This window comes from Microbispora sp. CSR-4, assembly GCF_008033685.1.
GTDB lineage: Bacteria > Actinomycetota > Actinomycetes > Streptosporangiales > Streptosporangiaceae > Microbispora.
Genome location: NZ_VJVX01000003.1, coordinates 35,022 through 50,598, shown reverse-complemented (window position 1 = coordinate 50,598; position 15,577 = coordinate 35,022). Strand labels below are relative to the sequence as shown.

The following is a 15,577-nucleotide window of genomic DNA, read 5'->3' as shown; positions in this document are numbered from 1 at the left end:
AATTCAATCGTGTCGCTCCCCGTCTCATCGGCGGCGCCGCTCGCCGCGACCCCGCAACGTGTCCCGGCGCCCGGCGCGGCCCCGGCGACCCCGTTCCCTCCCGGCGACGGACGGGAACGTTCCCCGGCGGACACCGTGATGGACGCCTCTACGGCCACTGGTTGGGAGCCCGGCCCGGCGAACATCGTGCGCGGCCACGACCCGGCGAACATCGTGCGCGAGCCCAGCCCGGCCGGCACTGTGCGGGAGTACGGCCCGGCGAACATGGGGCTGGAGCACGGCCCGGCCGACATCGTGTGGGAACACGACCCGGCGACCAGGGGGCGCAGGTACACCCCAGCCCCCGCCGAGCCGTACGACCAGCGCGCGTACGCGCCCTCCGCTTCCGGCGTCCCCGGCCCTGCCGCCCCGTTCTTCCTTCCCGTGGTCGATCTCGACACCGGTGGCGCCGTCGCCGTCGAGGTGGTCACCGAGGACGCGTCCGCCGCAGGCCCGGGCATGGGGACCACGGTGAACGGCCTGCTGGCCGCCGCCCGCGAGGAGGCCCTGCTGCCGCTGGTCCTGCCGATCTCCGCCGCCGCCGTGGCCGGTGGTTCGGCCGGCCACGCGCCGCTGCACGAGGCGATGCGCGTGTCCAACCGGCGTCCCCGCGAGGTCATCCTCGTGATCGAGGGCGACACCGCATATGTGCAGCGCACCGCCCTGCTGTCCGGGATCGACGGACTGCGCGCGGTGGGCTACCTCATCGCGTTCGGCGGGATCGGCACCGCCCCGCTGCCGCTCGACCTGCTCGCCGACGCCTCGCCGTACATGATCGCGCTGTCTCCCGGCGTGGTGGCACGCGGGCCGCGCGATCCCCGGCACGGCGCGCTCGCGGAGTCGCTGGTCCGGCTCGCGCGCGGCGTCGGCGCGCACGTGCTCGCCCCGGGCCTGCGGGACGAGACGCAACTGGCGGCGGTGCGCGGCTGGGGGATCCGGCTCGCGCAGGGTCCCCTGCTCGCGCCGTCCGGCTGGCGGCCCTCCCACGGGTTCAACCGCGTCCACGTGCCGCTGCCGGTGCCGGAGGCGGCCCCCGCCACCGCGTCGCTCGGCCCTCGGGTGCAGGAGCTCCTGCTTCCCGCGGTGACACTGCCGGCCGAGTCGACGGCCGAGGAGGTGGTCGCCGTGCTGAGCGCCGAGCCCTCGATCACCAGCGTGATCCTGGTGGACGAATACGAGCGCCCGCTGGGCAGCATCGACCGCAGCCGCTTCCTGCTCTTCATGGCCGGGGCGTACGGCCACGCGCTGCACGCGAAGAAGCCGGCCGGCCGCCTGGCGGACGCGGCCAAGATCGTGGCGAAGACGACCCCGGTGATCGCGGCCATGCAGGTGGCTGGCCGGGACAACGCCCGCGTGTACGACGACCTGGTGGTGGTCGACGAGGTCGGCAGGTGCCTGGGCGTGGTGCGGGTCGGCGACCTGCTGCGGCACGCCGCCGACCTCCAGGAACAGCAGGCCCGCTGAGCCCGCACGCGATCGGCCGCACGAGCACCGTCGAGGGCGCGTCCGGCCCTTTCCGCCGGCCCCCTACGGCGGCGTGACCGCGTGCGCCGGGCCCGGCCGAAAGCGCCGTGTCACCGCTCGCACCGGCCCGAGCCGCGGGGTGCGGCCCGCCGTGGTCAGAGCCAGCCCTGCGCCTGGGCCTTCTGGACGGCCTCGATCCGGTTGCGCGCGCCGGTCTTCTGGATGGCCGCCGACAGGTAGTTGCGCACCGTGCCCTCCGACAGGTGCAGCCGCAGCGCGATGTCGTTGATCGTCGAGCCGTCCGCGGCGGCGGACAGCACGTCGCGCTCGCGCGGCGACAGGGGGTTCGGCCCGGCGCTGAGCGCGGCGGCGGCCAGCCCCGGATCGATCACGCGCTCGCCCCGCAGCACCCGCCTGATCGCGGCGGCCAGTTCGCTCGCGGGGCTGTCCTTCACCAGGAAGGCCACCGCCCCGGCCTCCATCGCGCGGCGCAGGTAGCCGGGCCTGCCGAAAGTCGTGAGGATCACCACCCGGCATCCGGGGACCCGGCGGCGCAGCTGCTCGGCGGCGGAGATCCCGTCCCTGCCGGGCATCTCGATGTCGAGCAGCGCGATGTCCGGCCTGGTCGCCTCGGCGACGGCGATCACCTCCTCGCCGTCCGCAGCCTCTCCGACCACCTCGATGTCGGGCTCCAGGCCGAGCAAGGAGGCGAGCGCTCCCCGCACCATGCTCTGGTCCTCCGCCAGCACGACCCTGATCACTGGCCCAACCTATCCGCGATCATCTCCGGCGTGCGGTCCAGGGGCGGCGGAACCGCGATCCGCACCCTGAACTCCCGCTTGCCGCCTTCGACCTCCAGGCTCCCGCCCGCCGCGCGCACCCGCTCGCCGAGCCCCGTGAGGCCGTTGCCCGGTTCGTACGCGCCGCCGCCGTTGTCGGCGATCTCCAGCACCGCGCCCTCCACGTCGTACGACACGTCGATCTCGCAGCGGGTGGCCCGGGAATGCCGTACGACGTTGGTGGTGGCCTCGCGTACGGCCCAGGCGAACAGGCCGTCGAGGTCTTCGGGCAGCGGGGTGCCGCGGGTGCGCACCGTGAGGGCGACGCCGGTGACGCCCAGCGAGGACCTGGCGCCGTCGATCTCCTCCGACAGGCGGCGCCGGCGATATCCGCTGACGGCCTCGCGCACCTGGGCCAGCGCCTGCCGCGCCACCGACTCGATGTCCGCCACCTCCCCGGGGGCCTTCGGCGAGCCCTGCTCACCCAGGCGGCGGGCCAGCTCGCTCTTGAGGACGATGAGCGAGAGGCTGTGTCCCAGCAGGTCGTGCAGGTCGCGGGCGATCCGCAGCCGCTCCTCCGTGGCGGCCAGCCTGGCGACCTCGCTCTGCGCCTGTCGGAGCTGGACGACGAGGACGCGGGTGTTGCGGACGCTCACGAACAGCACGCCGAGCGTGATGATCTGCAGCACGAGCGCCCACACCGTGCCGTCGTCGGCACCGATGATCTTGCCCTCCACGACGACGAGCCCGGCCATGGCCGCGATCCCCAGCAGGGCGCGAGTGGGCGGCAGGCCCATCGCGAAGACGACCACCATGTAGATCGGCAGGGTCAGCCAGGAAGGGCTCCGGAAGATCAACGGGAAGACGACCGCCATCACCGTCGCGACGCCGAGCATGGGAAACATCCACCGGGGTTGATGGTCGAAATCGCGCGGTCCCAGCACGACCGACAGGTAGACGGCCACGAAGACCGCGAGCGCGCCCATCCACCAGACCGCCCGCGCGCCGCTCACCGTGCCGTCGGCCACCTCGGACACCGGGTAGAAGAGGTAGATCAGACCGAGCGACATGCCCATCAGTCGCCGCAGGCGGGAGGGACGCTCGTCGATCCCGCCGAAGGTGAACACGTTGGCCAGCCGGCTCATCCGCTGTCCCTCCGAACCATGGTGGAGTCGGGCGCGCACTTCCCCGCCGTTCCTGCCAGGCGCGCACCGTTCCTGTCAGGCGCACTTTCCTGCCAGGCGCGCGCCGTGGCGCTGCTTCGATCAAGCGCGCGCCGTGGCGCTGCTTCGATCAGACGCGCACCGTGGCACTGCTTTTCAGGCGCGCACCGTGGCACTGCTTTCAGGCGCGCACCGTGGCACGACGGTAGGCGAATATCGCCAGCGCCACCAAGGCCACCCCCCAGGCGAGGATGCCGGCCGCGTCGGCCGCGTGCGGGGCCTCGCCCGCCGCGATCTGCCATCCGATGCTCGCGTAGTCGTACGACGGGGTCACGTGGGCGATGCTCTTCATGACCGCGGGCATCAGGCTCTCGGGGAACCAGAGCCCGCCGAGCAGGGCGAGGGCGAACATGCCGATCATCGCGACGGGCTGCGCGGTGTCGGGGGGCAGCAGGGATCCGATCGTCAGGCCCAGCGCCGCGAACGGGATCGTGCCGATCCACATCGCCAGGATCAGCCCGACCCACTGCCCCGGCGGCAGCGAGACGTCCTGGGTGAGCACCGCGGCCAGGCCGACCAGCAGCAGCGCCGGCAGCACGAGCAGCATCGAGGAGATCAGCTTCGTCAGGATGATCGCCCGGCCCGGCAGCGGAGTGATCTGGAGCTGCCGCAGCCAGCCGCTGTGCCGCTCCTGCGACCAGGGCACGGCCGTCGACATGATGGCCGAGGCCAGCGCGCCGTACGCGGCCATCGAGATCATCAGCAGGACGCTGCCGCGCAGTCCGGTCGACTGATCGGTCTCCGCTCCCCAGAGGTTGGAATAGAGGAGGTAGAACCCGACGGGGAAGGCGACCACGAAGATGATGTAGCGCTTGTTGCGCATCATCCGCAGCATCTCGACCTTGATGTAGTGCCGCATGATCAGGCCTCCTTGGTGAGGGCGAGGAAGGCGTCCTCCAGGTCGGCCCCGTGGAGCTGGAGGTCGCGGATGTCGAGGGTGGTCTTGCGATAGAGGGCGTCGACGGTGGCGTCGAGATCGGTGGTCCGCAGCGTGACCCGGCCGCTCTGGAGCTCCACGCCGGTCGTCCCGGGCAGGGCTTCGAGCCCGGCCACCGGCTGGTCGCCCAGCAGGAAGCTCACCGCCTGACCGGCGACCCCGGCCTTGATCTCGGCGGCGCTGCCGTCGGCGACGACCCGGCCGCGGGCGATCACGACGACCCGGTCGGCGTTCTCGTCGGCCTCTTCCAGGTAGTGGGTGGCGAACAGGATCGTCCGGCCCCCGGCGGCGTACGCCCGCATGTTGTCCCAGAACGTGCGGCGCGACTCGACGTCCATGGCCGCAGTGGGCTCGTCCAGCAGCAGCAGCCTCGGGCCGCCCGCGATGGCCAGCGCGAACCGCACCCGCTGGGTCTGGCCGCCGGACAGCCGGTCGGCCCGCCGCCGGGCGAGCTCGGTGAGGTCGGCGAGCCGGAGGATCTCCTCCAGCGGCAGCGGACGGGGGTAGAGCCGCCGGACGAAGTCCACGGTCTCGGCCACGGTCAGCTCGGGGATCAGCGTGCCCTCCTGGAGCATCGCGCCGATCTCCCCGTCGGCGACCGCCGTCTCCGGCGGCACGCCGAAGACCCGGATCTCGCCGGAGCTGGGCCGCAACAGGCCCAGCAGCATGTTGATCGAGGTGGACTTCCCGGCCCCGTTCGGCCCGAGGAGGGCGACCGTGGCTCCGGCCGGGATCTCCAGGTCGAGGCCGTCGACCGCGAGCACGTCCCCGTATCTCTTGGTGACGTCGGTGAAGGCGATTGCGTTCATGCCTTCACGGTAGGGATCAGGCGGGTGCGATCATCAGTGCCGCGTCTCCGGCCTTCGCGATGACATTTGTCACCCGCCTCCCTCCCCCGCACGAAAGGGGAGGGAGGAGAACACAGGGGGGCGTCAGGCCACTCGTCTCAGGTCCATCTGGAAGTTCTGCCGCCAGGTGGCGCCGCCGTCGAGGGTGTACTCACCGACCTCGTGCCAGGTCCTGCCGGTGAAGCGCAGGGTGTAGCGGATGGTGGGCCCACCGGTCTGGAGGCTCCACTGGAAGAAGCGGTCGCCGACCACGGGCACGGACTCGGTGATGTGTCCCTGGGAGAACGCCTCCCACCGATACTGCCCGGTCTCGTCGCTGTAGCTGACGACCGCGAGCGCGGTGTCCACGATCCTGCGCGGGTCGGCCTTGTCCCGCCCCTGGCCCTCCACCGTGAGCACCTGGCCGCCCGCCTTGTAGGCCACCTTCTCCGTCTGGAGGAACTCCTGTCGTCCGGAGGCGGTGTCGACCCATCCCGAGCCGGCCCAGTGCCCGACCATGAAGTCGAGCCTGCGGATCGCGTCGAGTTGCGTCGCGGGGACGTCCGACGTCCCCGCGCTGGTCGCCGAGCGCTCCGCCGCGACGGCGGGTGCGCCCGCCGCGAGGGTGAGCGCGCAGATCAACGGCACCAGCAGACGTGATAATCGCATCATGACGTGATCTTGACACAGGGCGCGCCACGGCGACAGCGCCTCGGAACCGCCTGGATCGGAGGCGGCAGGGTTCAGAGGCGGCAGGGTTCAGAGGCGGCAGGCGAAGATCGCGGTGACCAGGATCGCCTTGGCTCCGATGTCCCAGAGCTGGTCCATCACCTGCTGGTGGCCCTTGCGCGGGACCATCGCCCGTACGGCCACCCAGCCCTCGCGGTGGAGCGGGGAGACGGTCGGCCCCTCCATGCCCGGGGTGATCGCGATGGCCTCGTCGATGCGCTCGGCCCGGATGTCGTAGTCGATCATCACGAAGTCGCGGGCCACGATCACGCCCTGCAAGCGCCGGATGAGCTGCTGGAAGCCGTTGGACTCGGGGGCCCCGGCCCGCTTGATCAAGATGGCCTCGGAGTGCGCGATCGGCTCGCCGAACACCTCGAGGCCGACGTTGCGCAGCGTCGTGCCGGTCTCCACCACGTCGGCGACCGCGTCGGCGACGCCGAGCCTGATCGCCGTCTCGACCGCGCCGTCGAGCTTGATGACCCGGGCGTCCACGCCCTGGTCGGCGAGGTGTTTGCCGAGCAGTCCGGCGTACGAGGTGGCGATGCGCAGACCGGACAGGTCGGCCACGCCGGAGTAGGCGCCCGGCGTGGCGGCGAAGCGGAACGTCGACCCGCCGAACCCGAGCGGCATGACCTCCTCGGCGGGGGCGCCGGAGTCGAACAGCATGTCGCGCCCGGTGATGCCGGCGTCGAGGGGGCCCTCGCCGACGTAGACGGCGATGTCGCGCGGACGGAGGAAGAACAGCTCGCAGGAGTTCTCGGAGTCGACGACCACGAGCTCCTTGCTGTCCCTGCGCTGGCGGTAGCCGGCCTCCTTCAGCATGGTCTGGGCGGCCTCGGAGAGCGCGCCCTTGTTCGGTACGGCGATGCGCAGCATGAGTGGGAGATCCTTTCGAGCGGAAACAAGGTCGATGGTCTGATCCGGGGCCGCCGTGGCGGCTACAGATGCTTGTAGACCTCGTCGAGCCCGATTCCGCGCGCCAGCATCAGGACCTGCACGTGGTAGAGCAGCTGTGAGATCTCCTCGGCCGCCCGGTCCGCCGACTCGTGCTCGGCCGCCATCCAGCTCTCCGCGGCCTCTTCGACGACCTTCTTGCCGATGGCATGGACGCCGGCGTCCAGGGCGGCCACGGTGCCCGACCCCGCGGGCCGGGTGCGCGCCTTCTCTGCCAGCTCGGCGTACAGCTCTTCGAAGGTCTTCATGGTCTCTCTCGCGTCGTGGGCGTGCGCCTTCAGGGTATCGGCCCCAGGGTAGTCGCGGGGGCGGGGCCGCCGCGCCCCGCGTCCACCCTGCGAGATCGATCCTGTCGCCCGGACGGCTACGGCATCGGGCTCAGCCGAGGATCTTCCTGGCCAGCCTGAGCTGGTCGAGCGCCTGCTGCGACTCGCCGCCCTCGTGGCCGTTGAACGGCCAGACCGTGATGTCCTTGGGCCCGGCGTAGTGGTTGTAGGCCGCGAACACCGTCGACGCCGGGGTGACGCCGTCGCGCAGGGCGACGGAGAACCGGGCGGGCGTGGTGGCCCGCGCGGCGAAGTGCAGGCCGTCGAAGTAGTCGAGGGTCGCGAAGATGTCCTCGACCCGCGTCCGGTGGATCCCGCAGAACCGGCCCAGCTCGGCGTACGGCTCCTCGTCGGTGATCTCGACGGCGCGCCGGATGTCGCACATGAACGGCACGTTGACGAACGCGTAGGCGAGGCCGGGCACGAGCGCGGCGGCGGCCAGCGCCATGCCGCCGCCCTGGCTGCCGCCGGTCACCACGACCCGCCCGGCGTCCACCAGGGGGTGCGACCTGGCCGCCTCGACCGCGCGTACGACGTCGGTGTAGAGCCGCCGGTAGTAGTAGTCGTCGCGGTCGAACACGCCCTGGGTGAGCTTGCCGGGGATCTGCGCCCCGTTGCCGCCCACCGGGTCGGGCGTGTCGCCCGAGCGCCAGGTGCCGCCCTGGCCGCGCGTGTCCATCACGAAGGTCGCGTATCCGGCGGCCGGCCACAGCAGCCAGTCGTGCGGCCGGCCGCGGCCGCCGCCGTACCCGATGTACTCCACCACGCACGGCAGCGGGCCCGACGCGCCCGCGGGAGCGATGAACCATCCCTTGATCGGGTGCCCGCCGAATCCCGCGAACGTCACGTCGGCCACGTCGAGCAGCGCGAGGTCGGCCTCGTACGGCTCGAAGACGGCGTTCAGGTCGTGCGCGCGGGCCTCGGCCAGCGTGCGGTCCCAGAAGGCGTCGAAATCGGCGGGCTCCCGGCGCTCGGGCAGGTAGGCGCGCAACTGGTCAAGAGGCATGTCGACGAACATGGGGGCTCCCGTGGGGTGGTGGGCCTGGCTCGTGTACGCCGCAAGGTTACACAAGTGCACCGTTTCAGACTTCTGACCCGGTTAAGGGTCGTTCGCCGGAATCCATGTAACCCCTGTCAACCGTCTGAGCTGCGGATTCATGATTCGTACGGTGCGATGTCCGAATCGTCGGGATGAAACACCCTCTTGAAACTAATCCGGTTTAGTGCTGGACTCTGCACGAATTCGAAGCGTGGGCGGTGCGCCGCACAGGCACGGCCTCGCGGCGGGCCGCCTCTCGGGGGGGCACGACATGTCAGTCGATCACTTTCCGTAGAGATCGGAGACGTCCATGCGACGAACGACGGCGGCCACCTGCGCCGCCCTGATCACCGCCCTCGGCGCGGGCTGCGCGACCAGCGGCACCTCGGAGACCGAGCAGGCCGACGCGAACACCCCCGCCGCCATCACGTGGTGGTCCACCGGCGGCGACGACGAGAGCGCGGCCTTCCAGAAGGCGGCCGACCTGTACACGAAGTCGCACCCCGATGTAACGATCAAGGTGCAGACGCTGGCCTGGGACGACGCGTACGCCAAGCTGCTGGCGGCCTCGACCAGCCGCAGTGGGCCCGACATCATCTCCGGCGGCATGACCTGGACCATCCAGTTCGGCCTGCGCGGCGGGATGGTCGACCTGCGCAAGTACGGCATCGAACAGCTCCAGGCCCAGGCGCAGCCCGCCCAGTGGAAGTCGGCCGTCTCCCCCGACGGCACCATCTATGGCATCCCGCTCGACATGTCCACCGTGGCGCTCTACTACCGGACCGACCTGTTCGAGAAGGCCGGGATCAAGGAGCCGCCCAAGACCTGGGAGGAGCTCACCGCCGACATCGAGAAACTCAAGAAGTCCGGGGTGAAGACGCCGTTCAGCATCGACTGGGGCAACCTCGACTGGATCGGCTACTTCAACTTCCTCTACCAGGCGGGCGGCGCCTTCTACACGCCGGACTGCAAGCCGTCGCTCGACACCCCGCAGGCCGAGCAGGCGCTGTCGTACTGGATCGACCTGCACCGCAAGTACGGCGCGCCGACCGACACGGTGACGACCTCGGACGCGCTCGACCAGGGCATCGCGATGGTCTACGGCGGCAACTGGAACGCCCTCGGCATCGACACCAGCAAGCCCGCGATGAAGGGCAAATGGGCGATCGCCCCGCTGCCGGCCGGCCCGGCGGCGCCCACGACCTTCATCGGCGGCCGGGCGGTCGGGGTCACGTCGTACAGTACGCACATCCAGCAGGCGGCGGACTTCGTCAAGTTCCTCTACACCGACGAGGCCGTCGACGCGGTGACGGCGGAGTCGAAGGCCCGCAACGTCTCCTACATCCCGCCCCGCCCCGACAAGATCGCCGAATCGCCGTTCACGCCCGAGCACGCGGCGGTGTTCGCGGAGATCATCAAGACCGGCGCGGCCGCGCCCGGATGTCCCGGCTGGGACGAGAGCGCGTCCGACGTCGCCAAGCAGCTCCAGGCCGCGATCCTCGGCAAGGCCGACGTGAAGACGGCGCTGGCCGAGGCCGCCAAGGTCATGGAGCGCAACGCCGGATAGCCGCGACGGCCGTGGTCCGCCGGTGACGCCTGACCCCTCACCGGCCGCGGCCTCCGTCCTCCGCACCCGCCCGGGCCGGTGCCGCCCGACCCCGCACCGGCCCGGGTCCGCCCACGGTTTCCCCCCGGATGGAGAAACGACATGGCAACCCACGCCGCCGCGCCCCCGCAACGGTGGCGCCGCTACGGCACCTCCTATCTGATGCTGCTGCCGTTCCTCGGCCTGTTCGCCGGCTTCCTGGTCTGGCCGCTGGCCAACTCGCTCTACCTCAGCCTCACGACGTTCGACGGGGTGAACGCCCCGCGGTTCGAGGGGCTGGAGAACTTCCGGCGCCTGCTGTTCGACGACGACCGGTTCCGGCACGCCCTCGGCAACACCTTCATCTACGTCGTGGCGTCCGTCGGGATCGGCACGCTGCTGTCGCTCGGCCTCGCACTGGCCTTCAGCGGGTCGAGCTGGCCGCACCGCATCATGCGGACGATCTTCTTCCTGCCCTCGGTGACGTCGTCGATCGCGCTCATGCTGCTCTGGAAGTGGATCTTCAACCCGGGTGACTTCGGCCTGGCCAACACCGTCGTCACCTGGTTCGGCGGCAGGGCCGTCGAATGGCTCGCCACCCCCGGGCTCACGATCCCCATCCTCGTGCTCATGTCGGTGTGGGGCGGGATGGGCTACGGCATGGTCCTGTACGTCGCCGGGCTCAACACGATCCCGCAGGAGTACTACGAGGCGGCCCGCATCGACGGCGCCGGCGCCTGGCAGCAGTTCCGCCGGGTGACGCTGCCGCTGCTGCGCCCGGTCACCACGTATGTGGTCGTGACCGGGCTCATCGGGGCCTTCCAGGTCTTTGAAGCCGTCTACATCGTGTTCCGGGGCACCAACAACATCGGCGGCGTGCTCGACTCGGGCCTGATGATCGTGCCCTACCTCTACGACCAGGGCTTCACGCACTTCAAGCTCGGCTACGCCTCGGCCATCGCCTGGGTGCTCTTCCTGATCATCTTCGCCCTCAGCATGGTCAACCTCCGCATCGGCCGCGCCCTCAAGGAGCTGTGATGGCCGTCGCCCCCACGACCACGCCGATCGTCGCCGGCCCGGCCGCCGCACCCCGGCGGGCGCCCGCCGGGAGGTCGCGCACCACCTGGCGCGGCCACCTGCTGCGCCTGCCGTTCTACCTGCTGTCGCTCACCATGATCGCGCCGTTCTACTGGATGCTGATCACGGTGTTCAAGCCGGTGACCGAGATCGACAAACAGCCGCCGTCGTTCGTGCCCGAGCACCCCACGCTGAACAACTTCTACGACCCCGGCTACTCCCCCACCCAGGTCAACCCGGGCCACCTGCAGGGCATCTTCCAGCGGTTCCAGGTGGACTTCGGATTCGGCCGCTTCATGTTCAACAGCCTGGTGATCACTGTCACGATCACCGTCGTGTCGCTGCTGATCGCCTCGCTGGCGGCGTACGTGATCACCAAGCACCGGGTGCCGGGACGGCGGCTGATCTTCCTGCTGATCGTCGCCTCGATGATGGTGCCCTGGCAGACCACCCTGGTGCCCAACTACGTCATCATGCGCAACCTGGGCTGGCTGGACACCTACCAGGGCTACATCATCCCGGCGCTGGCCAAGGCGTTCGTGCTGTTCTTCCTGGTGCAGTTCCTCCACTCGATCCCGGACGAGCTCATCCAGGCCGCCCGGGTCGACGGCGCCGGGGAGTGGCGCATCTGGTGGCAGGTCGTGCTGCCGCTGCTGCGCCCGGCCCTCGCCGCGATGTCGATCTTCATCGTGCTCGCGGAGTGGAACAACTTCCTCTGGCCGCTGATCATCGTGCAGAGCGACGAGATGGCCAACATCCCGGTCGCGCTCGCCCGCTTGAACTCCTATTTCACCGGCGCGCAGAACCAGGGAGCGATCATGGCGGGCGGCCTGCTCGCCTCCCTGCCGTCGATCGCCTTCTTCCTCGCCTTCCAGCGTTACTTCACCCGCGGGATCGTGCTGAGCGGCCTGAAGGGCTGAACGGCTCACGCACCCGGGGAGGCGTGTCCCCCGCCACGGCGTGGGCGACCTCCTCCGGGTGCGTCAGCCGGGGGTGATGCCCCGCGTCCGGGATCACCGTCACCTCGGCCCGCGGGAGCCGCTCGGCCAGCGCCCGGGCGGAGACCCGGCCGAGATACCAGCGGGCCAGGAGCCGGGGTACGGACGCCGAGCGCGCCTGGAGGAAGAACGGGGCCACCAGCGTGAGCCGTTCCACCGCGTCCGGATGGGCGGCCGCGGCCTCCACCGCCGCCGCGGCACCGATCGAGTGACCGACGAGGTGACGCGCGCCGGTCTTGGTGACGAGAGCGGCGAGCCAGGACGGCCAGTCGTCGCGGTCTCCCTCGCTCATCCCCAGGCACGGCAGGTCGGCCGCGCGGGCTTCGCCCAGAGCCGTGACGACCGGCGCCCAGGTGTCGGCGTTGACCGGCAGGCCCGCAGCACCACCGTGGGCGCGCCCGGCTCGCCGAGCTCGAACGTCCGCGCGTTCCCCGGCACCACGGGGAGACCTCCCCACCAGAGGTCGCGCAGGGTCGACGCGAGCCCGAGATACTGGCCGGCCTCGCCCGTGACGCTGTCGCCGATCACGCTGGCCGGATTGACGACCGACCAGGGAACGCCCAGCCGCTCCGCCTCGAACCGGAAGACGGCGTCCGCCTTCACCTTGGACGCCTCGTACGCGCCCAGGGCCCGGTAGGTCTCCCGCCGCCGCTCCTCGCTCCAGGGACGGGGGTCCTGCCCGCCCACGCGATAGCCGGAGACGTGGACGAGGCGGCGCAGCCGCGGCAGCCGAGCCGCGAAGGCGACGACCGAGCGGACGCTGTCGACGTCGGCACGGCGGGCCTCGTCCGCCTGCATGCCGAACCGGTAGGCGCCGGCGCAGTTGTAGACCTCGGTGACGTCGTCAAGCTCCCCTGCCGGCAGCAACGGCTGGGTGAGATCGACCCGGAGGTCGGCCGGGGCCTCGTCATGCCCGTGCTCGGCCGGCCAGCGGGCGAGCCGCCCGAAGGACGCGCGGCGCCGGTTCGCCGTGCTCACACGGACTCCGGCATGACCGAGCGCGAGGACCAGGTGGCGTCCGACGAAGCCGGTCGCTTTCAGGACCAGCGCGTGCCGGTCCCCGGGCGACGGCACCTCAGCACGCCCTGCCCGGGCCGCCTCGCCGTCCGAGGCTGCACGGTCTGTCGGGGCCGCGCGATCTTCCGGCGATAGGCGGTCGTCCGGCGATAGGCGGTCGTCCGGGGATGGGCGGTCGTCGTGGAAGGCCCGCCGTGGGCCGGTCTCGGCTCCGCCGGTTCCGATCATGGGAGAAGACTAGACCGGTCTACATAGTTTGTGTCAACACCGCCCCCATACGCCACCGGGCCGCCCATAGGGACGGCCCGGTGGAGGTGCGGTGTTCAGTTCAGCATCGTGATGAGGTCAGCATCGTGATGAGGTCAGCATCGTGATGAGGGTTCAGCGGCCGGTGAAGCGGCCACCGCGGCCCCGGCGTCCGCCACGGCCGGCGTCGCCGCCATAGCCCCCGCGTCCGCCCTGGCCGCCGCCGTAACCGCCGTAGCCTCCGCGTCCACCCTGACCGCTCTGGCCGCCCTGGCCGCCGTAACCCCCTTGGCCGCCCTGACCGCCGTACGCGCCCTGACCGCTGTAGCCGGACTGGGCGTGCCCGGACTGGGCGTGCCCGGACTGGCCGCCGTGTCCACCCGTACGGCCACGGTGGTGGCCGCCGCGCGACTCGCTGCGGCCGTCGGCCCAGCCATCGCCGGTGCGGGGACCGCGAGACCGCTCGCCCTGGTCGGACCGCCTGCGCCGCCCGTCCCCGTCACCCGGGCGGTCGGCGCCGCGAAAACGGTCGCCGCCGTGCCGCCGCCGGCCGGGCCCCCGGTCGTCCCGCGCGGGCCGCAGCGGCCTGCGCACGTCGGGCTCCCACACCGGAACGGCCTCGCCGCTCGGCCGCCGGGCCCCGGCGATCTCGGCCAGGATCGGGTCACCCGGCGTCACGCGGTGACGGGACGGGGTCACCCCCGCCTTGCGGGTCATCGACTCGGCGGCGCGGCGCTCGCTCGGCAGGACCAGCGTCAGCACCACGCCGCGCTCGCCCGCGCGGGCCGTACGGCCGCCGCGGTGCAGGTAGCTCTTGTGATCGGCCGGCGGGTCGACGTGCAGCACGAGGCTCACGTCGTCCACGTGGATGCCGCGGGCGGCGACGTCGGTGCACACGAGCACCCCGATCGTGCCCTCGCGGAACCCGTCGAGGATGCGGGTGCGCTGGTTCTGCCGCTTGCCGCCGTGCAGGCCGCCCGCGCGGACGCCCGACCGGGCGAGCTGCTTCACGACGCGGTCCACGCCGTGCTGGGTGCGGACGAACAGGATCGTACGGCCGTCCCGGTTGGCGATCTCCGCCGTCACGTCCACCTTGTCATCACGGTGCACCTGGAGCAGGTGGTGCTCCATCGTCTCCACCGAGGAGGTGGCCGGGTCGAGGGAGTGGACCACGGGGTCGGTCAGGAAGCGCGTGACCAGCGTGTCCACGTCGCCGTCGAGCGTCGCGGAGAACAGCAGGCGCTGCCCGTCGGCCGGCGTGCGCGCGAGCAGCGCGCTGACCACGGGCAGGAACCCGAGGTCGCACATGTGGTCGGCCTCGTCGAGCACGGTGACCTGGACGTCGTCCAGCGTGCACTCGCCCTGCTCGATGAGGTCGGTGAGACGGCCGGGCGTGGCGACGACGACGTCGACCCCACGGCGCAGATCGTCGATCTGGCGGCCCATGGACATGCCGCCGACGACCGTGCGGGTGCGCAGCGACAGCCCGCGGCCGAGCGGTTCGAGGGTGTCGGCCACCTGCAGGGCCAGTTCGCGGGTGGGCACCAGGACGAGGGCCCGGGGGTGGCCGGGGCGGGCCTTCTCCCCCGCGATCCTGGCCAGGGTCGGCAGGCCGAAGGCGAGCGTCTTGCCGGAGCCGGTCTGGCCCCGGCCGAGGACGTCGTAGCCGGCGAGGATGTCGGGAATGGCCGCCCGCTGGATCGGGAACGGCTCGGTGATGCCCTGCCGGGCCAGCCCCGCCACGAGCGGCTTGGGCAGACCCAGCAGTGCGAACTCGGCGCGGGTCTCGGTGCCCTCACCGAGGTCAAGCATGGTCACGAAATCGTGCCTTTCGTAGAAAGAACGTGCCGGAACACGTGGGCGCGTCACTTCTGCGAAAGGACGAGCCGGTACACGTACGGCAAGCGAGCCGTACCAATCGGGGCGCCGGAGGCCGGAAGATGTCGTGGCCCGCGCCCGGGTGATGCCGTGAGCGCGTCCCGCAGAAGTGGAGACCGCCGGGTGGCGGCATCCCACGGACGCCCGACACTCACGTCGCACAAAGCAAAGCGAATAACAACTCTACGGCATTCCCGCGCCGCGGCGGCGATTCCGCGGCCGGACGAAGGCCGGGGCGCGCCGCGTCATGGACGCAGTGTCGACGCAGTGTCAGGGCCAACAGCGTCACGGGCACCGTGTCGAGGCGCCCTGTCAGGACGCCGTGTCGCAGGCGCCGTGTCGCAGGCGCCGCGGCATGGGCCGCACCGCGCCTCACCGCGAGCGCCGCGTTATGGGCACAGCGTCACAGGCACAGCGTCACAGGCACCGCATCCCACCGCACCGCCGCGTCACTTCGCG

15 protein-coding genes are annotated in these 15,577 nt (G+C 71.4%); 4 read left to right on the top strand and 11 right to left on the bottom strand.

Annotation, left to right across the window (positions count from 1 at the left end; all coding sequences use genetic code 11):
• Window positions 1-9: 9 nt before the first annotated feature.
• Window positions 10-1,503 (top strand): EAL domain-containing protein, encoded by a 1,494-nt coding sequence (locus FLV34_RS04870; protein ID WP_261985658.1) that lies wholly within the window; start codon window positions 10-12, stop codon window positions 1,501-1,503.
• A 155-nt stretch (window positions 1,504-1,658) separates the two neighbouring features.
• On the opposite strand, the gene FLV34_RS04865 is transcribed toward FLV34_RS04870, so the two are convergent.
• The 8 genes from FLV34_RS04865 to FLV34_RS04830 form a co-directional block, all read right to left on the bottom strand.
• On the bottom strand, window positions 1,659-2,264 hold the full coding sequence (locus tag FLV34_RS04865; protein WP_142647453.1) for a response regulator transcription factor: 606 nt from the start codon (window positions 2,262-2,264) through the stop codon (window positions 1,659-1,661).
• Complete coding sequence (locus FLV34_RS04860) at window positions 2,261-3,427, bottom strand: sensor histidine kinase (RefSeq protein ID WP_142647454.1); 1,167 nt, start codon at window positions 3,425-3,427, stop codon at window positions 2,261-2,263. The genes FLV34_RS04865 and FLV34_RS04860 overlap by 4 nt, the downstream gene beginning before the upstream one ends.
• Window positions 3,428-3,626: 199 nt before the next feature.
• Window positions 3,627-4,364 carry an ABC transporter permease gene (locus FLV34_RS04855; RefSeq protein ID WP_142647455.1) on the bottom strand — a complete coding sequence of 246 codons (738 nt, stop codon included), beginning with the start codon at window positions 4,362-4,364 and terminating at the stop codon, window positions 3,627-3,629.
• A gap of 2 nt (window positions 4,365-4,366) precedes the next feature.
• Complete coding sequence (locus tag FLV34_RS04850) at window positions 4,367-5,251, bottom strand: ABC transporter ATP-binding protein (protein WP_142647456.1); 885 nt, start codon at window positions 5,249-5,251, stop codon at window positions 4,367-4,369.
• 123 nt (window positions 5,252-5,374) lie between these two features.
• A complete protein-coding gene (locus tag FLV34_RS04845) occupies window positions 5,375-5,941 on the bottom strand; it encodes a hypothetical protein (RefSeq protein ID WP_142647457.1) in 567 nt (188 codons plus the stop codon).
• An 87-nt stretch (window positions 5,942-6,028) separates the two neighbouring features.
• Complete coding sequence (gene hisG / locus FLV34_RS04840) at window positions 6,029-6,874, bottom strand: ATP phosphoribosyltransferase (protein WP_147942474.1); 846 nt, start codon at window positions 6,872-6,874, stop codon at window positions 6,029-6,031.
• A gap of 62 nt (window positions 6,875-6,936) precedes the next feature.
• Window positions 6,937-7,200, bottom strand: a complete 264-nt coding sequence (locus tag FLV34_RS04835; protein WP_030507281.1) for a phosphoribosyl-ATP diphosphatase — start codon at window positions 7,198-7,200, stop codon at window positions 6,937-6,939.
• Window positions 7,201-7,330: 130 nt separating this feature from the next.
• Window positions 7,331-8,296 carry an acetylxylan esterase gene (locus FLV34_RS04830; protein ID WP_142647459.1) on the bottom strand — a complete coding sequence of 322 codons (966 nt, stop codon included), beginning with the start codon at window positions 8,294-8,296 and terminating at the stop codon, window positions 7,331-7,333.
• A 331-nt stretch (window positions 8,297-8,627) separates the two neighbouring features.
• Here FLV34_RS04830 and FLV34_RS04825 point away from each other — a divergent pair, with 331 nt between their 5' ends.
• From FLV34_RS04825 to FLV34_RS04815, 3 genes are all read left to right on the top strand, one after another.
• Window positions 8,628-9,884, top strand: coding sequence for an extracellular solute-binding protein (locus FLV34_RS04825; RefSeq protein ID WP_147942473.1), 1,257 nt, complete (start codon window positions 8,628-8,630; stop codon window positions 9,882-9,884).
• Window positions 9,885-10,025: 141 nt separating this feature from the next.
• Window positions 10,026-10,940, top strand: coding sequence for a carbohydrate ABC transporter permease (locus FLV34_RS04820; RefSeq protein ID WP_147942472.1), 915 nt, complete (start codon window positions 10,026-10,028; stop codon window positions 10,938-10,940).
• Entirely contained in the window at window positions 10,940-11,899 is a 960-nt protein-coding gene (locus FLV34_RS04815) for a carbohydrate ABC transporter permease (RefSeq protein WP_142647462.1), read from the top strand. The genes FLV34_RS04820 and FLV34_RS04815 overlap by 1 nt, the downstream gene beginning before the upstream one ends.
• Here the strand turns inward: FLV34_RS04815 and FLV34_RS41300 are convergent.
• From FLV34_RS41300 to FLV34_RS04805, 3 genes are all read right to left on the bottom strand, one after another.
• On the bottom strand, window positions 11,862-12,269 hold the full coding sequence (locus FLV34_RS41300) for an alpha/beta hydrolase (RefSeq protein WP_222709424.1): 408 nt from the start codon (window positions 12,267-12,269) through the stop codon (window positions 11,862-11,864). The two genes, FLV34_RS04815 and FLV34_RS41300, sit on opposite strands and share 38 nt — an antisense overlap.
• Entirely contained in the window at window positions 12,266-13,051 is a 786-nt protein-coding gene (locus tag FLV34_RS41295) for an SDR family oxidoreductase (protein WP_222709415.1), read from the bottom strand. The genes FLV34_RS41300 and FLV34_RS41295 overlap by 4 nt, the downstream gene beginning before the upstream one ends.
• 324 nt (window positions 13,052-13,375) lie before the next feature.
• Window positions 13,376-15,052: a DEAD/DEAH box helicase gene (locus FLV34_RS04805; protein WP_147942542.1), complete on the bottom strand. Its 1,677-nt coding sequence runs from the start codon at window positions 15,050-15,052 to the stop codon at window positions 13,376-13,378.
• Window positions 15,053-15,577: the final 525 nt, after the last annotated feature.

Excerpts from the sequence above, each read along its gene's own strand:
- FLV34_RS04860 (WP_142647454.1), bottom strand. The coding sequence starts at position 3,427 with ATGAGCCGGCTGGCCAACGTGTTCACCTTCGGCGGGATCGACGAGCGT.
- FLV34_RS04855 (WP_142647455.1), bottom strand. The coding sequence starts at position 4,364 with ATGCGGCACTACATCAAGGTCGAGATGCTGCGGATGATGCGCAACAAG.
- FLV34_RS04850 (WP_142647456.1), bottom strand. The coding sequence starts at position 5,251 with ATGAACGCAATCGCCTTCACCGACGTCACCAAGAGATACGGGGACGTG.
- FLV34_RS04845 (WP_142647457.1), bottom strand. The coding sequence starts at position 5,941 with ATGATGCGATTATCACGTCTGCTGGTGCCGTTGATCTGCGCGCTCACC.
- hisG (WP_147942474.1), bottom strand. The coding sequence starts at position 6,874 with ATGCTGCGCATCGCCGTACCGAACAAGGGCGCGCTCTCCGAGGCCGCC.
- FLV34_RS04835 (WP_030507281.1), bottom strand. The coding sequence starts at position 7,200 with ATGAAGACCTTCGAAGAGCTGTACGCCGAGCTGGCAGAGAAGGCGCGC.
- FLV34_RS04830 (WP_142647459.1), bottom strand. The coding sequence starts at position 8,296 with ATGTTCGTCGACATGCCTCTTGACCAGTTGCGCGCCTACCTGCCCGAG.
- FLV34_RS04825 (WP_147942473.1), top strand. The coding sequence starts at position 8,628 with ATGCGACGAACGACGGCGGCCACCTGCGCCGCCCTGATCACCGCCCTC.
- FLV34_RS04820 (WP_147942472.1), top strand. The coding sequence starts at position 10,026 with ATGGCAACCCACGCCGCCGCGCCCCCGCAACGGTGGCGCCGCTACGGC.
- FLV34_RS04815 (WP_142647462.1), top strand. The coding sequence starts at position 10,940 with ATGGCCGTCGCCCCCACGACCACGCCGATCGTCGCCGGCCCGGCCGCC.
- FLV34_RS41300 (WP_222709424.1), bottom strand. The coding sequence starts at position 12,269 with ATGAGCGAGGGAGACCGCGACGACTGGCCGTCCTGGCTCGCCGCTCTC.
- FLV34_RS04805 (WP_147942542.1), bottom strand. The coding sequence starts at position 15,052 with ATGCTTGACCTCGGTGAGGGCACCGAGACCCGCGCCGAGTTCGCACTG.